Below are 17,146 nucleotides of genomic sequence, written 5' to 3'. Positions count from 1 at the left end.
CGCATGAAGCTCTGTCGTTATGGCGCCCCCGGCGCCGAAAAGCCCGGCCTGATCGACGCCGAAGGCCGCATCCGCGATCTGTCCGCGCACATCGCCGATATCGGCCCCGATGCGCTCGGCGCCAACGCGCTCGCCCGCCTCGCCGCGATCGACTCCGCCGGCCTGCCGTTGGTCGAGGGCGACGTGCGCTACGGCCCCTGTGTCGGCGGCACGCGCCAGTTCATCGCGATCGGCACCAACTTCGCCGATCACGCCGCCGAGTCCAACCTGCCGGTGCCCGAGGAACCCGTGGTGTTCCAGAAATGGGTCAGCTGTATCCAGGGCCCGAACGACCCCGTCACGATCCCGCGAGATTCGAAGAAGACCGACTGGGAAGTCGAACTGGGCGTCGTGATCGGCACCGCCGCTTCTTACGTCACCGAAGACGAGGCGCTCGATCATGTCGCGGGCTATTGCGTGGTCAACGACGTGTCCGAACGCCACTGGCAGGTCGAACGCGGCCTGACCTGGGACAAGGGCAAGGGCTTCCCCACCTTCGGCCCCGTCGGCCCGTGGATGGTGACCAAGGACGAAGTCGGCGACCCGCAGAATCTCGACATGTGGCTGTCGGTCAACGGCCGGAAGATGCAGAACGGCAACAGCCGGACGATGATCTTCACCGTGGCCCAGATCGTCGCCTATTGCTCGCAATTCATGACGCTGCTGCCCGGCGACATCATCACCACCGGCACGCCCCCCGGCGTCGGCCTCGGCCAGAAGCCCGAGCCCTGGTATCTGAAGGCCGGCGACGTGGTCGAACTCGGCATCGAGAAGCTGGGCACCCAGCGCCAGCAGTTCGTCGCCTGGGACGCCGCCAAATGAGCGTGTTTCCCGGTCGCTATGCCGGGCGCGCCGCCGTGATTACCGGCGGCGCCTCGGGGCTGGGGCTTGCGGTGGCGACGCGGATCGTCCGCGAGGGCGGCCGCGTCGTGCTGTGGGACCGCAACGCCGATGCGCTGGCGGCGGCGCAGGCGCAGAGCGGCGCCGCCGGGGTCCACGCGCTCGACGTGTCCGACTGGGCAGCGGTCGAGGCGGCGGCGACGGCCAGCGCCGCCACGCTCGGCACCGTCGACGTGCTGGTCTGCTCCGCCGGCATCACTGGCGCCACCGCGCCGCTGCACGACTATCCGCTCGACTCCTGGCGGCAAGTGATCGACGTGAACCTGCACGGCCTGTTCCATTGCAACCGCGCGATCGTGCCGCTGATGCTCGCGAACGGCTATGGCCGGATCGTCAACATCGCGTCGGTGGCGGGCAAGGAAGGCAATCCCAACGCCAGCGCCTATTCGGCGTCCAAGGCCGCGGTGATCGGCCTCACCAAGTCGCTGGGCAAGGAACTGGCCGGCAAGGGCGTGATCGCCAACGCGCTCACCCCCGCCACCTTCGAAAGCCCGATCCTGGCGCAGCTGCCCCCCGAACAGGTCGCCTATATGCGCGGCAAGATCCCGATGGGCCGTCTCGGCGAAGTCGATGAATCGGCGGCGATGGTGTGCTTCATGGCGTCGGAGGAGTGCAGCTTCACCACTGCCTCCACCTTCGACACCTCGGGCGGCCGGACCACCTTCTGATGCCCCCGCGCCCGCCCTTCGTCGATGCGCATGTCCATCTGTGGGACCTGTCCCACCTGCGCTATCCGTGGCTGACGCCGCCCTTTGCGGAGGACGGGCCCAATGGCAGCGTCGCGGCGATCGCCAGCGACTATGGCCTGGACGACTATCTGGCCGATGCGGGCGCGTGGGACGTGCGGGGGATCGTCCATATCGACGCGGGCGCGCACCCGGACGATGCGCTGGCGGAGACCGAATGGCTCCAGGCGATGGCCGACCGGCGCGGGCTGCCCAGCGGCATCGTCGCCTTTGCCGCGCTGGAGAGCCCGACGCTCGAGCCCCTGCTCGCGGCGCACGCCACCCACTCGCGGGTGCGCGGCATCCGCCACATCGTCAACTGGCACCCCGATCCCCGGCGCAGCTATTCCCCCGCCGACATCACTACGTCCGACGCATGGATGCGCGGCTATGGGCTGCTCGCCAAATACGGCCTCAGCTTTGATCTCCAGGCCTATCCCGGCCAGTTCACGCATCTGGCGGCACTGATCGCGCGGCATCCCGATACCCCGGTCATCCTCAACCACACCGGCATGGCGATCCCCGGCGACACGGACGGCTGGGAGACCTGGCGGCGCGGCATGGCGGCGCTGGCGGCGCTGCCGCAGGTCGCGGTCAAGATCTCGGGCATGGGCTTCACCTGGCGCCCATGGACGCGCGAACAGGCGCGGTCCTATGTGCTGGAGACGATCGACCTGTTCGGCACCGATCGCGCGATGTTCGCCAGCGATTTCCCCACCGACAAGCTGTTCGGCAGCTTCGATGCGCATCTCGGCGCCTATGACGCGATCACTACCGCCTTTTCCACGCACGAACGCCACGCGCTGTTCGCGGGCAACGCCAACCGCATCTATCGGCTGGGTCTGGCGCTATGAGCCTGCGCGCCGTCGATCTTCGCACCGAAAGCACCGTCGACCTGCTGGGCACGCAGGCGCTGCGCCCGCGCCTGTCGTGGCGGATCGAAAGCGACCGGCCCGGTACCGTGCAGACGCACTACCGCCTCCGCGCCGCCACCAGCGCCGACGCGCTCGCCGCCGGCCCGCTGCTGTGGGACAGCGGCGTGGTGGCCAGCGATGCCAGCGTCGATATCGCCTATGCCGGCCCGCCGCTGGCCACGATGCAGCGCGTCTGGTGGTCGGTCGAAATCACCGACGATGCCGGCCACACCGCCCTTTCCACCCCCGCCTGGTTTGAAACCGGGCTGCTCGGACCCCAGGACTGGCACGCCGACTGGATCGAAGCGGAGGACGCCCTCGCCGCCGCCGATCGCGCCGCCGGCGTCCGCTGGGTATGGAGCGAAACCGCGCTCGACGATCGCCCCCACGCCTTCCGCCTCGATTTCGACGCCCCCGCCGATCTGGTCCGCGCCGAAATGCTGCTCGCGGGCAAGGATCATCTGCGCGGCGTCTGGATCAATGGCGCGCGCTCCCCGCTCGACTGGCATTTCGACTGGGACACCTATCTCCCCTTCTGGGGCACGCTCGCGCCCTATGCCGGCGCCGTGCAGCCGGGGCGCAACAGCATCTGTGCGCTGGTCGAGGCGGATACTACCGGCTTCTTCCCGGTCGATGGCGGCGCCTTCGCCGCGCTGATCCGGCTGCACCGCGCCGATGGCAGCATCGACCGGATCGTCAGCACTGCCTTCCGCCTGATGCCTTCGCCGCCCACGGGCTGGACCGACCCCGGCTTCGACGCGCGCGACTGGGCCGTGCCGGTGCCGAGCGGCGCCAACGTCCACAACGATCCCCGCCCCGCCGAGCCGGCGATGCTGCTGCGAACCGACTTTACCGCCGACAAGCCCGTCGTCGCGGCCCGGCTCTACGCGACCGCACTCGGCGCCTATGACGCGCGGATCAACGGCCAGCCCGTCTCGAACGCGATCCTGGCCCCGGAAATCAGCGTCGCCGCCGATCATGTCCTCTACCAGACCTACGACGTCACCGACCTGATCCAGCCCGGCACCAACGCACTCGCCGCGACCATCGGCGACGGCTTCTACGCCAGCGCGTTCGGCTGGCGGATCGAGCGCTACGGCTTCGGCCCCGCCCCACGCCGCTTCCGCGCCCAGCTCCGGCTCGACCATCCCGATGGCACCAGCACATGGGTCACCACCGGCCCCGACTGGCGCCTGTCCCCGTCCGCGATCCGCACCTCCGAAATCTATGACGGCGAGACCCGCGACGCGCGCGCCGAACAGCCCGGCTGGGACCGCGCCGGCTTCGACGCCTCGGGCTGGGCCCCGGCCCCGCGCGGGACAGCGCCCGACACTCGGCTGGTCGCCCAGACCTCGCCGCTGATCGAGCGCACCGACCATTTGCGCGCACGCAGCGTCAGCGAACCCGCGCCCGGCCGCTATGTCTTCGATTTCGGCCAGAACTTCTCCGGCTGGGTCCGCATGCGCGCGACCGGCGCGGCGGGCACCACGATCACCGCGCGCTTCGCCGAGCTGCTCAACCCGGACGGCACCGCCGACCTCTCCAACCTGCGCCTCGCCCGCGCGACCGATCGCTTCACGCTGGCCGGCAGCGGCGAGGAGATGTTCGAGCCAAGCTTCACCTATCACGGCTTCCGCTATGTCGAAGTCACCGGCTATCCCGGCGTGCCCGGCCCGGACGACATCATGGGCGTCGTCGTGCGCAGCGCCTGTCGCGAGACCGGCAGCATCGCTTTCCCCGACGCGCCGCTGCTCCAGTCGATCTTCGACAATGCCTTGTGGAGCCAGCGCTCGAATTTCTTCGCCGTGCCGACCGACTGCCCCCAGCGCGACGAGCGCATGGGATGGATGGGCGATATCCAGGTGTTCCTCGACGCCGCCGCGTTCAACATGGAGGTCGGCCCCTTCCTCCGCCGCTTCCTGCTCGAAGCCCGCGCGGCACAACGGCCCGACGGCGCCTACCCCATCGTCGTGCCCCAGCCCCTGTCCTTCCCCGATGTCGTGACGGCGGGGTGGAGCGAGGCGGGGATCATCCTGCCGTGGCAGCTGTGGCAACGCTATGGCGACACCGCCGTGATCGACGAGAACTGGGACGCGATGGCGCGCTGGATGGCCTATGTCGCGCGGACCAACCCCGACGGCATCTGGCGCAACGATCGCGGGCTCGATCTGGGCGACTGGCTCTCGGTCGATGCGATTCGGCCCGATGACGAGACGACGCCGCGCATCCTCTGCGCCACGGCCTATTGGGCATGGTGTGCCGATCTGATGGCGCAGATGGCCGAGGCTACGGGCCGCGACGCCGCCGAATGGCGCGCGCTCCACGCAAGGATCGCCACTGCCTTCGCCGCCGAGTTCGTCGCGGCGGACGGCACCGCCGGCAATGGCAGCCAGACGAGCCAGGTCCTCGCACTGTTCATGGGCCTAGTCCCCCAGGACCGGCGCGCTGCCGCCGCCGAAGTGCTGGCCCGCGACATCCGCGCGCGCGGCATGAAGCTGTCCACCGGCTTCCTCGGCACGCCCTATATCCTCGACGTGCTTGCCGATGCCGGGCGGCACGACGAAGTCGCGGGGCTGCTGCTCCAGACCGGCTATCCCAGCTGGGGCTATATGCCGTCGCAGGGCGCGACGACGATGTGGGAACGGTGGAACGGCGACACCGGCGACCTGTCGATGAACAGCTATAACCATTATGCGTTCGGCGCGATCGTCGGCTTCTTCTATCGCCGCCTCGCCGGCATCGCCCCCGCCGCGCCCGGTTTCCGCCGCATCGCCGCGCGCCCGCTCTGGTATCCCGCCATCGGCCGGGTGTCGGCGCGCTACGACTCCGTCGTCGGCACGATCGCGGCGGAGACAGACGGCGACGCGACCGGCCTAACACGCTTCATGCTCGCCATCCCCGCCAACACCATCGCCGAAGTCGACCTGCCCGGAAGCGGCTGGCGCCTCGGCGGCACGCCCGTCGCCAGCCGCACAGCGGTAGGCGCCGGCACCCATGTTTTCACGAAATCCGGAGAGTGACGATGCCTACCCTCGGCCTGATCCACAACTCGGCCACGCTGGTGCCGATCTTCACCGAGATCGCGGCGCGGATAATGCCCGCCGATGTCCGGCTGCTCCACTTCGTCGACGAAAGCACGATCAAGAACACGATCGCCGCTGGCCATCTCCAGAAATCGACGATGCGCCAGGTGATCCGGCTGGTCGGCTCCGCCTTCGATGCCGGGTGCGACGTGGCGATGGTGACCTGTTCGTCGATCGGCAAGGCAGTGGAGATGGCCGCCGACCTCTATGACCAGCCCGTGCTGCGCGTCGATCGCGCCATGGCGGAAAAGGCCGTCGCCACCGGCACCCGCATCGGCGTGGTCGCCACGCTTTCCACCACGCTCCAGCCCACCGCCGACCTCGTCCGCCGCGTCGCCGCCGAACAGGGCAAGGCGATCGAGATCGTCGAGCATCTCTGCGAAGGCGCGTTCCAGGCGGTGATGGCCGGCGACGGCGCCACGCACGACCGCATCGTCGGCGAAGGGCTCACGCACGGCATGCAGGGCATGGACGCCATCGTCCTCGCCCAGGCATCGATGGCGCGCGTCGTCGCCGCCCTGCCCGAAGGCGCAGTGTCGGCGCCGGTCTTTGCCAGCCCCGAACTCGGGATGGAACACGCCCGCGCTGTGCTGGCGAGCCTCGGCAAGTGAGCAAGCGCCGGCTCGTCCTCGGCTTCCTCGCCACGCTGTCGATCATCACCTTCATCGATCGGCTGGCGATCGCCGTCACCGGCCCGTCGATCCAGAAGGATCTCGGCATCACCCCGGCGGAATGGGGCTGGGTGCTCAGCGCCTATGTGATCGCCTATGCGGTGTTCGAGATTCCCTCGGGGGCACTGGGCGACCGGCATGGCTATCGCAAGGAACTGACGCGGATCACGGTCTGGTGGTCCTTCTTCACGGCGATCACGGCGGTGTGCCGCAATTTCTGGCAGCTCGCCGGCGCGCGTTTCCTGTTCGGCCTCGGCGCGGCGGGCGCCTATCCCAACATGACCGGCGTGCTCTATCGCTGGCTCCCGGCGCGTGAGCGCGCGCGGGGTCAGGGCGTGATCTGGGCGGCGAGCCGCTTCGGCGGGGCACTCGCGCCGCTGCTGCTGGTGCCCGCGAACAAGCATCTCGGCTGGCAGGCGGTGTTCGTGATCCTCGGCGTGATCGGCGCGATCTGGGCGCTGGCGTGGTGGAAATGGTTCCACGACACCCCCGCCGACCAGCCCGGAATCACTGCCGCCGAAGTCGCCGAAATCGGCAGCGACGACCATGCCGGCCATAGCGGCACGCCGTGGAAGCGGCTGTTCGGCCTGCCCCAGCTCTGGCTGATTTCCTTCGCCTATCTCTTCTATGCGTTCGGCAGCTGGTTCTTCTTCGGCTGGTTCCCGACCTGGATGGTCAAGGGCGCGGGCTTCACCGTGGACGAAATGGGCCTGTACGGCTCGATCCCGTTCCTGCTCGGCGTGGTCGGCAATCTGGTCGGCGGCGTGCTGTGCGATCGGCTGGCGGCGCGGATCGGTATCCGCAACGCCTATCGCCTGATCGCCTCGGTCTGCCTCGTGGGCACCGCCGCCCTGCTCGTCGCGATGAGTCTGGCGACCAGCAAGATCGCGATCGTCGCCCTCGCCGGTGCCGCGTTCATGGTGATGGACCTGATGCTCCCCGCCGCCTGGGCGATGTGCATGGCAATCGGCGGACGCTATGGCGGCACGGCGTCGGGGGTGATGAACACGGCGGGCAATCTGGGCGGCTTCGTCTGCTCGGTCGCGTTCGGCTATGTCGTCGCCGCGACGGGCAACTATAACCTCCCCTTGCAGGGCGTGGCGCTGATGGTCGTCATCGCCGCAGCACTCTTCGCGATGATCGACTGTACGCGCGGCTTCGACCACAAGGCGCTGTCCCTGATGCCGGCGAAATGAAGCGCCTCGCGCTGATCGCCGCCGCCTGCGCGCTGGCGGCTTCCCCCGCCGCCGCGCAGGATCGCACGCCCCCGCTCAAGGTCTCGGCCAATGGCCGCTATCTGGAGGCGGCGGGCAAGCCGTTCTTCTGGCTGGGCGACACCGGCTGGCTGCTGCTCGGCAAGCTCAACCGCGCGGACACCGAAGCCTATCTGGCCAAGCGCGAGGCCCAGGGCTTCAACGTCATCCAGGTGATGATGCTCCACGGCCCCGCCATGGCCAACCCCGTGGCCGGCCCCGCGCTGGTCGACGGCGACCTCACCCGCCCGCGCGTCACGCCGGGCAACGATCCCGACAAGCCCGGCGAATATGACTATTGGGACCATCTCGACTGGGTGTTCGATCGCGCCGCCGCGCACGGCCTCTACATCGCGCTGGTGCCCGTCTGGGGCGACTTCGCCGATTTCCGCCTGCTCAACGCCGATACCGCGCCGGTCATCGGCCGCTTCGCCGCCCAGCGCTATGGCCGCAAGCCCAACCTCGTCTGGGTGAACGGCGGCGACCGCTATGGCGAGCTTTCGCCCCGCGTCTGGGACATCCTGGGCACCACGATCCGCGCGATCGATCCGCACCACTTGATGACCTATCACCCGGCGGGCCGCGCCAGTTCGTCCTGGGCCTTCCACGACGCCCCCTGGCTCGATTTCAACATGTACCAGTCGGGCCACCAGAGCTACGCGCAGGACCATCAGCTCAACGCCCGCGGCGAGGACAACTGGGTCTACACCGCCGACGACCTGTCGCGCAGCCCGGCCAAGCCGACGATCGACGGCGAGCCCAGCTACGAGAACATCCCCCACGGTCTCGACCGCGCGCCCGAACCGCGCTGGGGCGCGGCGGATGCGCGGCGCTATGCGTGGTGGTCGGTCCTCGCCGGCGCCTTCGGCCACACCTATGGCGAGAACAGCGTCATGCAGTTCTTCGTACCCGGCACCAAAGCCAATGCCTATTGGCCGCACCTGTCGTGGCAACAGGGCCTCGACGCCCCCGGCGCCACCCAGATGCGCCACCTGAAGGACCTGATCCTCTCCCGCCCCTTTTTCGAGCGCGTGCCCGACCAGTCCCTCATCCCCGACAGCGGCCCCCGCTACGCCCGCGTCGCCGCGTCGCGGGGCGGGGGCTATGCCATCGCCTATAGCTATACCGGCCGCCCCTTCCATGTGCGGATGGGCCGGATCAGCGGCACCCGCGTCCGCGCCGCGTGGTTCGATCCGCGCACCGGGCGCAGCACCCCCATCGGCACCTTCGCCAACACCGGCACCCGCCTGTTCACACCCCCCGGCACGCCCGCGCCGGGCAACGACTGGGCGCTCGTCCTCGACGACGCCAGGGAGAAGTTCCAGTGAAGTCCCTCGCCCTCGCGCTCCTCCTCGCCGCCGCCGCACCGCTTCCCGCGCTGGCGCAGGGCGCCGTGCAGCACGCCTCCCCCGCCGCCGCCGCCGTCGCGCACGAGCGGCTGTACCTCGGCTCGGCCTGGTACCCCGAACAATGGCCCGAAAGCGCCTGGGCCGAGGACCTGCGGCTGATGCAGGCGCACGGCGCCAATGTCGTCCGCATCGGCGAATATGCGTGGAGCCGGATGGAGCCCGAGGAGGGCAAGTACGACATGGACTGGCTGGTCCGCGCCGTCCGCCTCGCGAACCGCTATGGCATGAAGGTGGTGATCGGCACCCCCACCGATACCCCCCCGGCCTGGCTCACCCAGAAATATCCCGACACGCTCCAGGTCGACGGCACCGGCAAGCGGCTGGGCCATGGCGGGCGGCGGCAATTCTCGATCTCGTCCAGCCGCTACCGCGCCTTCGCCCACGCCATCGTCACGCGCATGGCAGGGGCGCTGAAGGACGAGCCCAACGTCATCGGCTGGCAGATCGGCAACGAGCCGACCGACGAAAGCTACGATCCCGAAGCCCGCGCCGCCTGGGTGGCGTGGCTCAAGACGCGCTATGGCACGCTCGACGCGCTCAACGCCGCCTGGACCACCGCCTATTGGTCGCAGACCTATACCGACTGGAACCAGGTGCCGTTCAACACCGACAAGGCCAATCCCGGCTGGATGCTGGAGCTGAAACGCTTCATCACGGGCCAGTGGCGCGCCTTCCACCGCAACCAGATCGACGCGATCCGCGCCGTGGTGGGCGACCGGCAGTTCGTGACGATCAACTTCGGCGGGCTCGGCTGGGCCAACCGCTTCGACCGCTACGAAATGAACCGCGACCTCGATTTCGCCTCCTGGGACGAATATGTCGGCATGGGCCACGTAAAGCCCTATCGCATGGGCGCGACGCACGACCTGGTGCGCGGGTGGAAGCGCAGGAATTTCTGGGTGATGGAAACCCAGCCCGGCTTCGTCAACTGGGCGCCGGTCAGCAACATGCTCTACCCCGGCGAGACGCGCGCAGTGGCATGGCAGGCGGTCGGCCACGGCGCCGACGCCGTGCTCTACTGGCAATGGCGCAATGCGCTGAACGGGCAGGAGACGATGCACGGCTCGATCGTCGGCCCCGACGGCAAGCCGCTGCCCGTCTATGGCGAGATCCAGCAGATCGGCCGCGAAATGACCGCCGCCTCTCCTGCGCTGGCTGGCACCACCCCGGTCTCCCCGGTCGCGATCCTCCAGGACTATCCCAGCCGCTGGGCGATCGACTTCCAGCTCCACCACAAGGACTATGACCAGATCGAAGTACTGCTCGACTATTACCGCCCGCTCAAGGACGCGCTCGGCGCCGTCGATGTGGTGGAGGCGGCGGAAGCCCCGCTCGCCGGCTACAAGCTCGTGATCGCCCCCAGCCTCAACGTCATCACCGACGCGACCGCCAAGCGCCTCGCCGACTATGTCCGCGGCGGCGGCCACCTGATCCTCGGCCCCCGCTCGGGGATGAAGGACGCTTACAACCGCCTCGACCCCGTCCGCCAGCCCGGCCCCCTCACCGAGCTGCTCGGCGGCCAGGTCGAGCAATTCTATGCGCTGGACGAAGCCATCGAGGTCGGCACCGGCAAGGCAACGATCTGGGCCGAACAGCTCTCGACCAGCGCCCCCGATACGCAGGTGGTACTGCGCTATGGCAAGGCGAACGGCTGGCTCGACGGCAAACCCGCCGCGATCACCCGCCGCGTCGGCAAGGGCAGCATCACCTATGTCGGCGCACGGGTCGACGACGGCGTGATGAAGGGGCTGATCGACACCGCCCTGAGCAATGCACAGGTCGCCCGCGACTTCGCGGTGCCGGCGGACGTAGAGCTGATGACCCGCGAAGGCGCCGGCAAGCGCATCGTGATCCTCGTCAACCACGGCAAGGAAACGCGCGAGGTGGCGCTGCCCACCGCGATGACCGACCTGCTGGGCGGCGGGACGGTGCGCAAGGTCACGCTGGGCGGCGAGGGGGTTGCGGTGCTGCGGCGGTAAGGGAGCAGTCGAACCCTGGAAGCCGTGCGCATTCCTCCCCCCGGCGGGAAGGGCTATCGCATATGGTAGTTGGCCCCCCATAAACTCCGTCATCCCGGCGCAGGCCGGGATCCATTGCCACTGCGCTAGGTTAAAAAGGCGCAGGCGGAGCACCGAATGGATTCTGACTTTCGTCAGGATGACGGTGTATTTTCATATGCGATTGCCCTGCCCTCCGGGGGAGGATCAAGGAAAGCACCGCCCGCACACCTTGGACATGGCCGCTTCCTACCGGAACGTTAAATTGCGCAATGTCGGTACCCGAACCATCAGCGGCCTCAGGAACCCGTTCTCATTCCTCCCCCGGAGGGAGCGCCGGGTTGGATTGCCCCCGGCAATCCAAGATCGTGCCGGGGGCACGATCGACCCTGCGCTGGGGACCGGCGAAGCCGGTGGAGGGGTAATCTCCGCAGGCCACAACTACGATGTATCGAACTGCGGCTTCCAGGTCCGACAGGATCACTTGCGCGGGAATACGGACGACCCGAACACCCTGCGTGGGAAGCCAGCTGTCGCGGACCGCGTCTCGCTCTGGCCGATCGCCCCGCGCGTGCGCTTCCCCATCGACTCCACAGCAAGTTTGCAAGCCGGACAGAAGAAATCGAGGACATAGATGCCCGCCGGATGCTGACGGCGAAAGCGTAAGCCTTCGGGGCGGGTACGGAGCGCCTGCCAAAGGAGAACTTCGGGCAGGGTCATCCGCCGGCGCAGATGCCGGGCAAAATCCTGCGTTTTCTTCGGGCCGTGGAGCATGCGGAGACTACCCCTCCACCAGCCTGCGGCTGGTCCCCCTCCCCCTCCGGGGGAGGATCAAAGAGAGCACCGTCCGCACACCCGTGCAATGGTCCCTTCCCACCAGAACGTGAAATTGCACAATGTCGGTTCCCGCCCCACTTTGCGGACATTAACGCCACTGCTACGCTGCCGGCATGACAATCAATATGCTGCTCCTTTACGGTGCCATTGCAGGCCTAGTTCTCGGCAGCCTCATCGCACGTCAGCGGATTGGCTGCATCGCCTTGTTGATCGTTCCGATTGCAATGGTGGTGGATGTCAGCCGCTGGCAGGCGGCTCATCCGGAAAACATTCGTTCTACCAGCGGCCTCGATTTCGTCTTTTCACCACTCTGGCCGAGCCTAGGTGCGCTTGCCGGATTCTATGTCGCGAGGATGATGCGGGCATGGCTCGTACGAAGGCGCAGCGACGACAGCTAACACCCAGTACCACTCGTCCACCGGTCCACAACCTGCCGAGCGCCCACGGCCCGGTGTCCCGAACAAGGCCGGGAGGGCGTAAAACCTCAGAAAAACCCGACGCCGGCCAGCCCCGCCCCCTATCCCCCCAGCCGCACCGTCTCGAAAAACCCGTCCCCGCCCATCTGGCCGCCCTTGAGCACCAGCTCCAGCCCGTCCACGGCTGCATCCCCGGAATGCGCCCGCACCAGCGGAGCGCCGCGTTCGATCGGTGCGGCCCAGGTCAGGGCGTCGATGCCGAGCTGCGCAACGCCGTGGCTCGACGTGTCGCCGCCCGCGAACAGCAGCCGCCGCAACCCCGCGCGGCGGACCACCTGCCCGGCAACGCGCCCCAGCGCCTGCCCCAGCTTCTCGCCCGCCGCCGGTGCCGCCGCATCCAGCGGCCCCTCGGCGGAGTGGAGCAACGCCTTGCCCTGCCCGGCGAGCGCCGCCACCGCCGCATCGGCCAGCCGCGCTTCCTCCGCCGAAGATCCTTCCAGCAGCGCGCCGACATCGGCCCGCGTCGCCGCAAAGCCGTCGGCGCCGCTCCGCGCGATCTGCCGCGCGGTCACCGGAGAACAGCTACCGCTCACCACCAGCAACCGATCGACCGACCCGGCACGCACTTCCGCCGGTCGCCCATCGATCAGCCCCGCCGCCGCCCATGCCAGCACCAGCGCGCGCGTCACGCCCGAACTTCCCGCCGCAAAGCGCACCCCGCGCGACAACAACACCTCGCCCGCCGCCGCCAGGTCCGCCATAGCCGCCCCGTCGAACAGCACCGCGTCCGCATCCGCCGCATCGAACGCATCGCCCGCCTGTCCCGCATGGATCGCCTCCAGCGACACCAGCGCGACGCGCGCCTCGGTCTGCGCGGCCAGATGGCGGATCAGGTCGGCCTCGTGCATCGGCGTGACCGGGTGGCGCGCCATGGTCGGGTGGCGGTCGATCCGAAACACCTCCGCGCCCGCCGCCGCGAACAGGTTCCCGAACGCGACATAGCGGCGCAGGTGCGGCGCCCCGACCAGGATCGCCGCCTTGCCCGGAAACGCCCCCCGGCCGAGGTCGAGCGCGCGGCCGATCGAGCCGGTCATGGGGCTGGAATCGAAGGTCGAGCAGGTCTTGTAATGGACGATTGCCCCCTCCCCCAGCGCCGCAAAGGCGCCGGGCAGATGCGCGTCCATCCATGCGGGCGACTGGCTGCGGCTGTCCCCCGCAATCCCGATCGCCCGCACCTCCGCAAAGCGCGCGCGCAACGCCGCATCGGGCGCGCGCAGGAACAACACCGCCGGCACCCCGCCCTCCGCCAGCTGCTCGAGCACGTCAGTGGAGCCGGTGAAATCGTCGCCGTAAAAGCCGTAGAGTAGGTCGGTCATGCTCTCATCCGTCAGGCGGTCCCATGCGTGTATCCGTCATCCCGGCGCAGGCCGGGACCTCGTGCGACTCCTGCCCCGCGCCATCGCCTGCGATCCCGGCTCAAGGCCGGGATGACGTAGGAAGCACCTTTCTTCCCATCGTCGCCCCGGCCTTGCGCCGGGGTCCCGCTTCTTCTTCCGACGCCAGAGGCAGCGGGATCCCGGCTTTCACCGGGATGACGATGGGGGCGGATCACCCCCCAAACGCACCCAGCGCCGCCGCGAGTTCCGGCGCGTCCTTCGCCGCCTGTTCCACCGGTACGCCGGCCACTGCCGCGTCCCATGCCTGGCGCAGCGCGCGCACGCCCGCTGCCGGGCCGCCGGGATGCGCCATGATCCCGCCGCCGGCGGCGAACATGCAGTCCACCGATCCCAGCGCCGCATAGGTCGGCGCCGCCTGCCGCGCCGACTGGCCCGACGAGAATACCGGCATGATCTCACAGCCCTTGTCCGGCGCCGCGAACATCGGCGTCAGGCATTCGCGCGCCGATGCGATCACGCTTTCGTTGCTTTCGCAGAACTTGTTGTCGATGCCGTTGACGTGGCTGTGGTCGATCCCCGCCAGCCGCCACAGCTTCTGGAAGGCGATATAACTCATCCCGATCGCGGGCGAGCGCCCCAGCATCCCCCAGCCGTTGCGATGGCCGTGAATCGGCAGCTGAGAATGCGCGCGCAGCATCTTCATCGCGGGCAGGCCGATCGAGTTCATGCTCGCCATGATGCACGTGCCGCCCTCGGCCAGCACATGGTCGTGACGCGCCAGCATCTCGTCCACCTCGCCGGTCAGGTTGGCGGCGTACATCACCTTTTTGCCGGTGCGCTGGGCATGGTCGTTGATGACGCGCATCACCGCGCTGATCCGTTCGTTGAACGGGCAGTGCGGCCCGTCGGCTTGCAGCTCGTCGTCCTTGATGAAGTCGATCCCCGCCTCCACCAGCACGCGCACCTGCTCGGCGGTCGCTTGGGGGGACAGGCCGACGCTCGGCTTGATGATCGTGCCGATGATCGGGCGGCCCTGCACCCCGGCCAGATCGCGCGTGCCCTGGACCCCGAATTGCGGCCCCTGATAGCGCGTCAGGAACTCCGGCGGCAGCGTCAGGTCGATCAGCCGCAGCCCCGAAAAGGCTTTCAGCTCACTCAGGTTGCCGTTGACCGTCGCGAGCAGGTTGGGAAGCGACAGCCCCATGTTCGACACCGGCCAGGACAGGACGACGCGCGCCGCCCGCCGCGTGGCGTCGCCCGCCTTGGGCAGCCCCGATCCGGGCAGCGAGGGTGCCGCGACTTCGCCCAGCTCGGTCAGTTCCTCGACCCGCGCGGCATGCGCTTCCCGCAGCGCATCGGTCTCGCCGGGCACGCGGACGAAGGTGCCGGTGGATTGCTCCCCCGCCATCGTCGCAGCCGCCTGCGCCAGCGGGAACGCGGTTTCGATCCAGTAGGTGGCGGTGATCCGCGGTTCCATGCGTTCAGGCCGTCTTGAAATAGGTGGTCGACCGCTCGGTATCGACGTTGAAATAGGGGATGAAGACGAGGTTGCGGCCCGCGACCTTCGCCCGATACGCCTGGTCCTGCCCCGGCATCGGCTCCAGCGCGCCGGGCAGCGCGATTGCCTGGGCATCGATCCCCTCCCACGGGTTGATCCCGGCGTACATCACCGCGCCGCGCATCACGGCGGCAAGGTTGGGGTTCTGGTCGTCGATCGGCAGCGTGCGCAGCGTCTGCGGGATGGTCAGCTCCACCACGTCGCCGGCCTTCCACGTCCGCTTGACCACCGCGAACTGCCCGGCGGTGACCGGCTGGGCCGCGCCATTGACCTTCAGCGTCGCGCCCTTGGTCCAGGCCGGGATGCGCAGCTTCATCGCGAAGCGGCCATTGCCCGCCTTGCGCACCCTGAGCGTCACCGTATCGCGCGCCGGATAGTCGGTCTCCTGCACCACTTCGACCGCGCCGCCCGCACGGTCCCACCGCACTTCGGACGGGGCGTACAGGTTGACCAGCAGGTTCTCGTCGTCGTGGAAGTACAGGTTCAGCACATAATCGGCCACGCCCTGCACCAACGTGCCCGAGCAGCACGGCCATTTCTGGTGGTAATAGCGCTTCTCGCCCGCCGCGCCGTAGTCCGAATAATAGGGATAGCCCCCGTCGCTGTCGGGCAGCCGCACCGCCAGCATCGTGTTGTACAGCGTCCGCTCCAGCCCGTCGCCATAGCGCGCATCGCCGGTGAAGCGCATCAGGTAGCGCGCGAGCTTCAGGTCGGCAAAGGCGCCGCACGGCGTCTCGAAATGCGCCTTGGAGCTTTTCAGGCTCGCGGCCAGCTTGCCCTGGTGGAGATGGACGAACTGCTCCTCCGGCCCCCAGCCGCCCGACGCGAAGCGCTGCGGCTCCATGAACTTCCAGGCATTCTCCAGCGCCTTGCGATACTTGTCGTCACCCAGGTGCAGATACGCCTGCGCCCCCGAACTCAGCGCGATCGTGTGGCTATAGGCGTGCTTCTCGGGCAGCACGTCCTGCCCCGCCGCCAGCGGATCGAACCATTCCTTGTCGAGCAGGTAATGCACCGCCATGTCGCGATACTTGCTGTCGCCGGTGATGTCGGCGACGTGGAACAGGTTCTCCGACATGATGTAGGTTTCGTCGTAGGGCGGATTGACCTTGCCGATCCGGTCGCGCGACACCGGCGAGATATAGGGCCGGCACTTCTCGATGATGATCGGCAGCAGCGCCTTGGCCTGCTCCACGCCGGACAGGCGATAGGCGTCGATCATCCCGACGACATATTTGTCCATGACATAGGCGGCCCACTGCTCCTGCGCCTTGGGCCCGGCATAGGGGTTACTGCCCTTGACGAACGCCTCGCCGAAACCCTGGACCAGCGCCGCCACCTTGGCGTGGATGTCCTTGTCGCCCGTCGTCGCGCCCAGCCGGGCGAGGCCGGAGATATACTGGCCGATGGTCAGCCCGGGGACGAAGCCGTCGCGGTCGTACCACCCGCCCATGTTGGGCCCCGGCGCCGGCAGCCCGGCATTCTCGCGAAACACCTTGAGCACGCGGTCATTGTCGAGCGCCAGATAATGCGCCTGGATATGGTCATATTGCTGCTTGATCCGCCCGCCGGTCAGCCGCACCGTGCCATAGGCAAACTCGTGCACGGCTTCCTTGCCGCCCGCAGCCGTGGCGGCGGCGGCAGCCGCCAGCGCGGCGGGGGCCGTCATCGTGCCTGCGGCGGCCGTGGCGCACGCCGCGCAATGGACGAACGCGCGCCGCGAAATTCCGGCGGTGTCGAAGCCGTTCATAGCGATCCTCTCTTATGGACTCGGCCTGCGCCCGGCGGCGGACCGATCGTATCGCTATGCTTATAATAATACTAATTGAGGACGCAAGGCCGCACAAACTTTGTAACGCAATCCTCCCCCGGAGGGGGCGCTATCGCATATAGCGGCCCATCCCCCTCACCCTTCCGCCGCTTCGCGGCTCCCTCCCTCTCCCAACG

Annotated in this window: 12 protein-coding genes and 1 pseudogene; 9 read left to right on the top strand and 4 right to left on the bottom strand. The window is 68.5% G+C overall.

Annotation, left to right across the window (positions count from 1 at the left end):
• Nucleotides 1-3 precede the first annotated feature (3 nt).
• From ACG3SL_RS05040 to ACG3SL_RS05005, 8 genes are read left to right on the top strand one after another with little or no spacing between them, the layout of a single operon-like run.
• A complete protein-coding gene (locus tag ACG3SL_RS05040) occupies nucleotides 4-861 on the top strand; it encodes a fumarylacetoacetate hydrolase family protein (RefSeq protein ID WP_448664052.1) in 858 nt (285 codons plus the stop codon).
• Nucleotides 858-1,607 carry an SDR family NAD(P)-dependent oxidoreductase gene (locus ACG3SL_RS05035; protein ID WP_448664051.1) on the top strand — a complete coding sequence of 250 codons (750 nt, stop codon included), beginning with the start codon at nucleotides 858-860 and terminating at the stop codon, nucleotides 1,605-1,607. The genes ACG3SL_RS05040 and ACG3SL_RS05035 overlap by 4 nt, the downstream gene beginning before the upstream one ends.
• Nucleotides 1,607-2,518 carry an amidohydrolase family protein gene (locus tag ACG3SL_RS05030; protein ID WP_448664050.1) on the top strand — a complete coding sequence of 304 codons (912 nt, stop codon included), beginning with the start codon at nucleotides 1,607-1,609 and terminating at the stop codon, nucleotides 2,516-2,518. Before ACG3SL_RS05035 ends, ACG3SL_RS05030 begins: the two co-directional genes overlap by 1 nt.
• Nucleotides 2,515-5,598: a family 78 glycoside hydrolase catalytic domain gene (locus tag ACG3SL_RS05025; RefSeq protein ID WP_448664049.1), complete on the top strand. Its 3,084-nt coding sequence runs from the start codon at nucleotides 2,515-2,517 to the stop codon at nucleotides 5,596-5,598. The genes ACG3SL_RS05030 and ACG3SL_RS05025 overlap by 4 nt, the downstream gene beginning before the upstream one ends.
• Before the next feature lie 2 nt (nucleotides 5,599-5,600).
• Complete coding sequence (locus ACG3SL_RS05020) at nucleotides 5,601-6,272, top strand: aspartate/glutamate racemase family protein (RefSeq protein WP_448664048.1); 672 nt, start codon at nucleotides 5,601-5,603, stop codon at nucleotides 6,270-6,272.
• On the top strand, nucleotides 6,269-7,528 hold the full coding sequence (locus ACG3SL_RS05015) for an MFS transporter (RefSeq protein WP_448664047.1): 1,260 nt from the start codon (nucleotides 6,269-6,271) through the stop codon (nucleotides 7,526-7,528). Before ACG3SL_RS05020 ends, ACG3SL_RS05015 begins: the two co-directional genes overlap by 4 nt.
• Nucleotides 7,525-8,913, top strand: a complete 1,389-nt coding sequence (locus ACG3SL_RS05010) for a glycoside hydrolase family 140 protein (RefSeq protein WP_448664046.1) — start codon at nucleotides 7,525-7,527, stop codon at nucleotides 8,911-8,913. The genes ACG3SL_RS05015 and ACG3SL_RS05010 overlap by 4 nt, the downstream gene beginning before the upstream one ends.
• Nucleotides 8,910-10,973, top strand: a complete 2,064-nt coding sequence (locus ACG3SL_RS05005) for a beta-galactosidase (protein ID WP_448664045.1) — start codon at nucleotides 8,910-8,912, stop codon at nucleotides 10,971-10,973. Before ACG3SL_RS05010 ends, ACG3SL_RS05005 begins: the two co-directional genes overlap by 4 nt.
• A gap of 331 nt (nucleotides 10,974-11,304) precedes the next feature.
• On the opposite strand, the pseudogene ACG3SL_RS05000 reads toward ACG3SL_RS05005, so the two are convergent.
• Nucleotides 11,305-11,711: pseudogene (locus ACG3SL_RS05000) on the bottom strand (endonuclease domain-containing protein).
• Nucleotides 11,712-11,941: 230 nt separating this feature from the next.
• Here ACG3SL_RS05000 and ACG3SL_RS04995 point away from each other — a divergent pair.
• Entirely contained in the window at nucleotides 11,942-12,226 is a 285-nt protein-coding gene (locus ACG3SL_RS04995; RefSeq protein ID WP_448664044.1) for a hypothetical protein, read from the top strand.
• A gap of 119 nt (nucleotides 12,227-12,345) precedes the next feature.
• Here the strand turns inward: ACG3SL_RS04995 and ACG3SL_RS04990 are convergent, their stop codons facing one another.
• The 3 genes from ACG3SL_RS04990 to ACG3SL_RS04980 all read right to left on the bottom strand — a co-directional run bounded on the left by ACG3SL_RS04990 (nucleotide 12,346) and on the right by ACG3SL_RS04980 (nucleotide 16,949).
• Nucleotides 12,346-13,620 (bottom strand): four-carbon acid sugar kinase family protein, encoded by a 1,275-nt coding sequence (locus ACG3SL_RS04990; RefSeq protein WP_448664043.1) that lies wholly within the window; start codon nucleotides 13,618-13,620, stop codon nucleotides 12,346-12,348.
• Nucleotides 13,621-13,852: 232 nt separating this feature from the next.
• On the bottom strand, nucleotides 13,853-15,118 hold the full coding sequence (locus ACG3SL_RS04985; RefSeq protein ID WP_448664041.1) for a ribulose-bisphosphate carboxylase large subunit family protein: 1,266 nt from the start codon (nucleotides 15,116-15,118) through the stop codon (nucleotides 13,853-13,855).
• Between the two features lie 4 nt (nucleotides 15,119-15,122).
• Complete coding sequence (locus ACG3SL_RS04980) at nucleotides 15,123-16,949, bottom strand: beta-L-arabinofuranosidase domain-containing protein (RefSeq protein ID WP_448664040.1); 1,827 nt, start codon at nucleotides 16,947-16,949, stop codon at nucleotides 15,123-15,125.
• Nucleotides 16,950-17,146: the final 197 nt, after the last annotated feature.

The organism is Sphingomonas degradans, assembly GCF_053502645.1.
The sequence above is the reverse complement of the archived record's forward strand: the minus strand, read 5'-3'. Positions and strand labels throughout refer to the sequence as shown.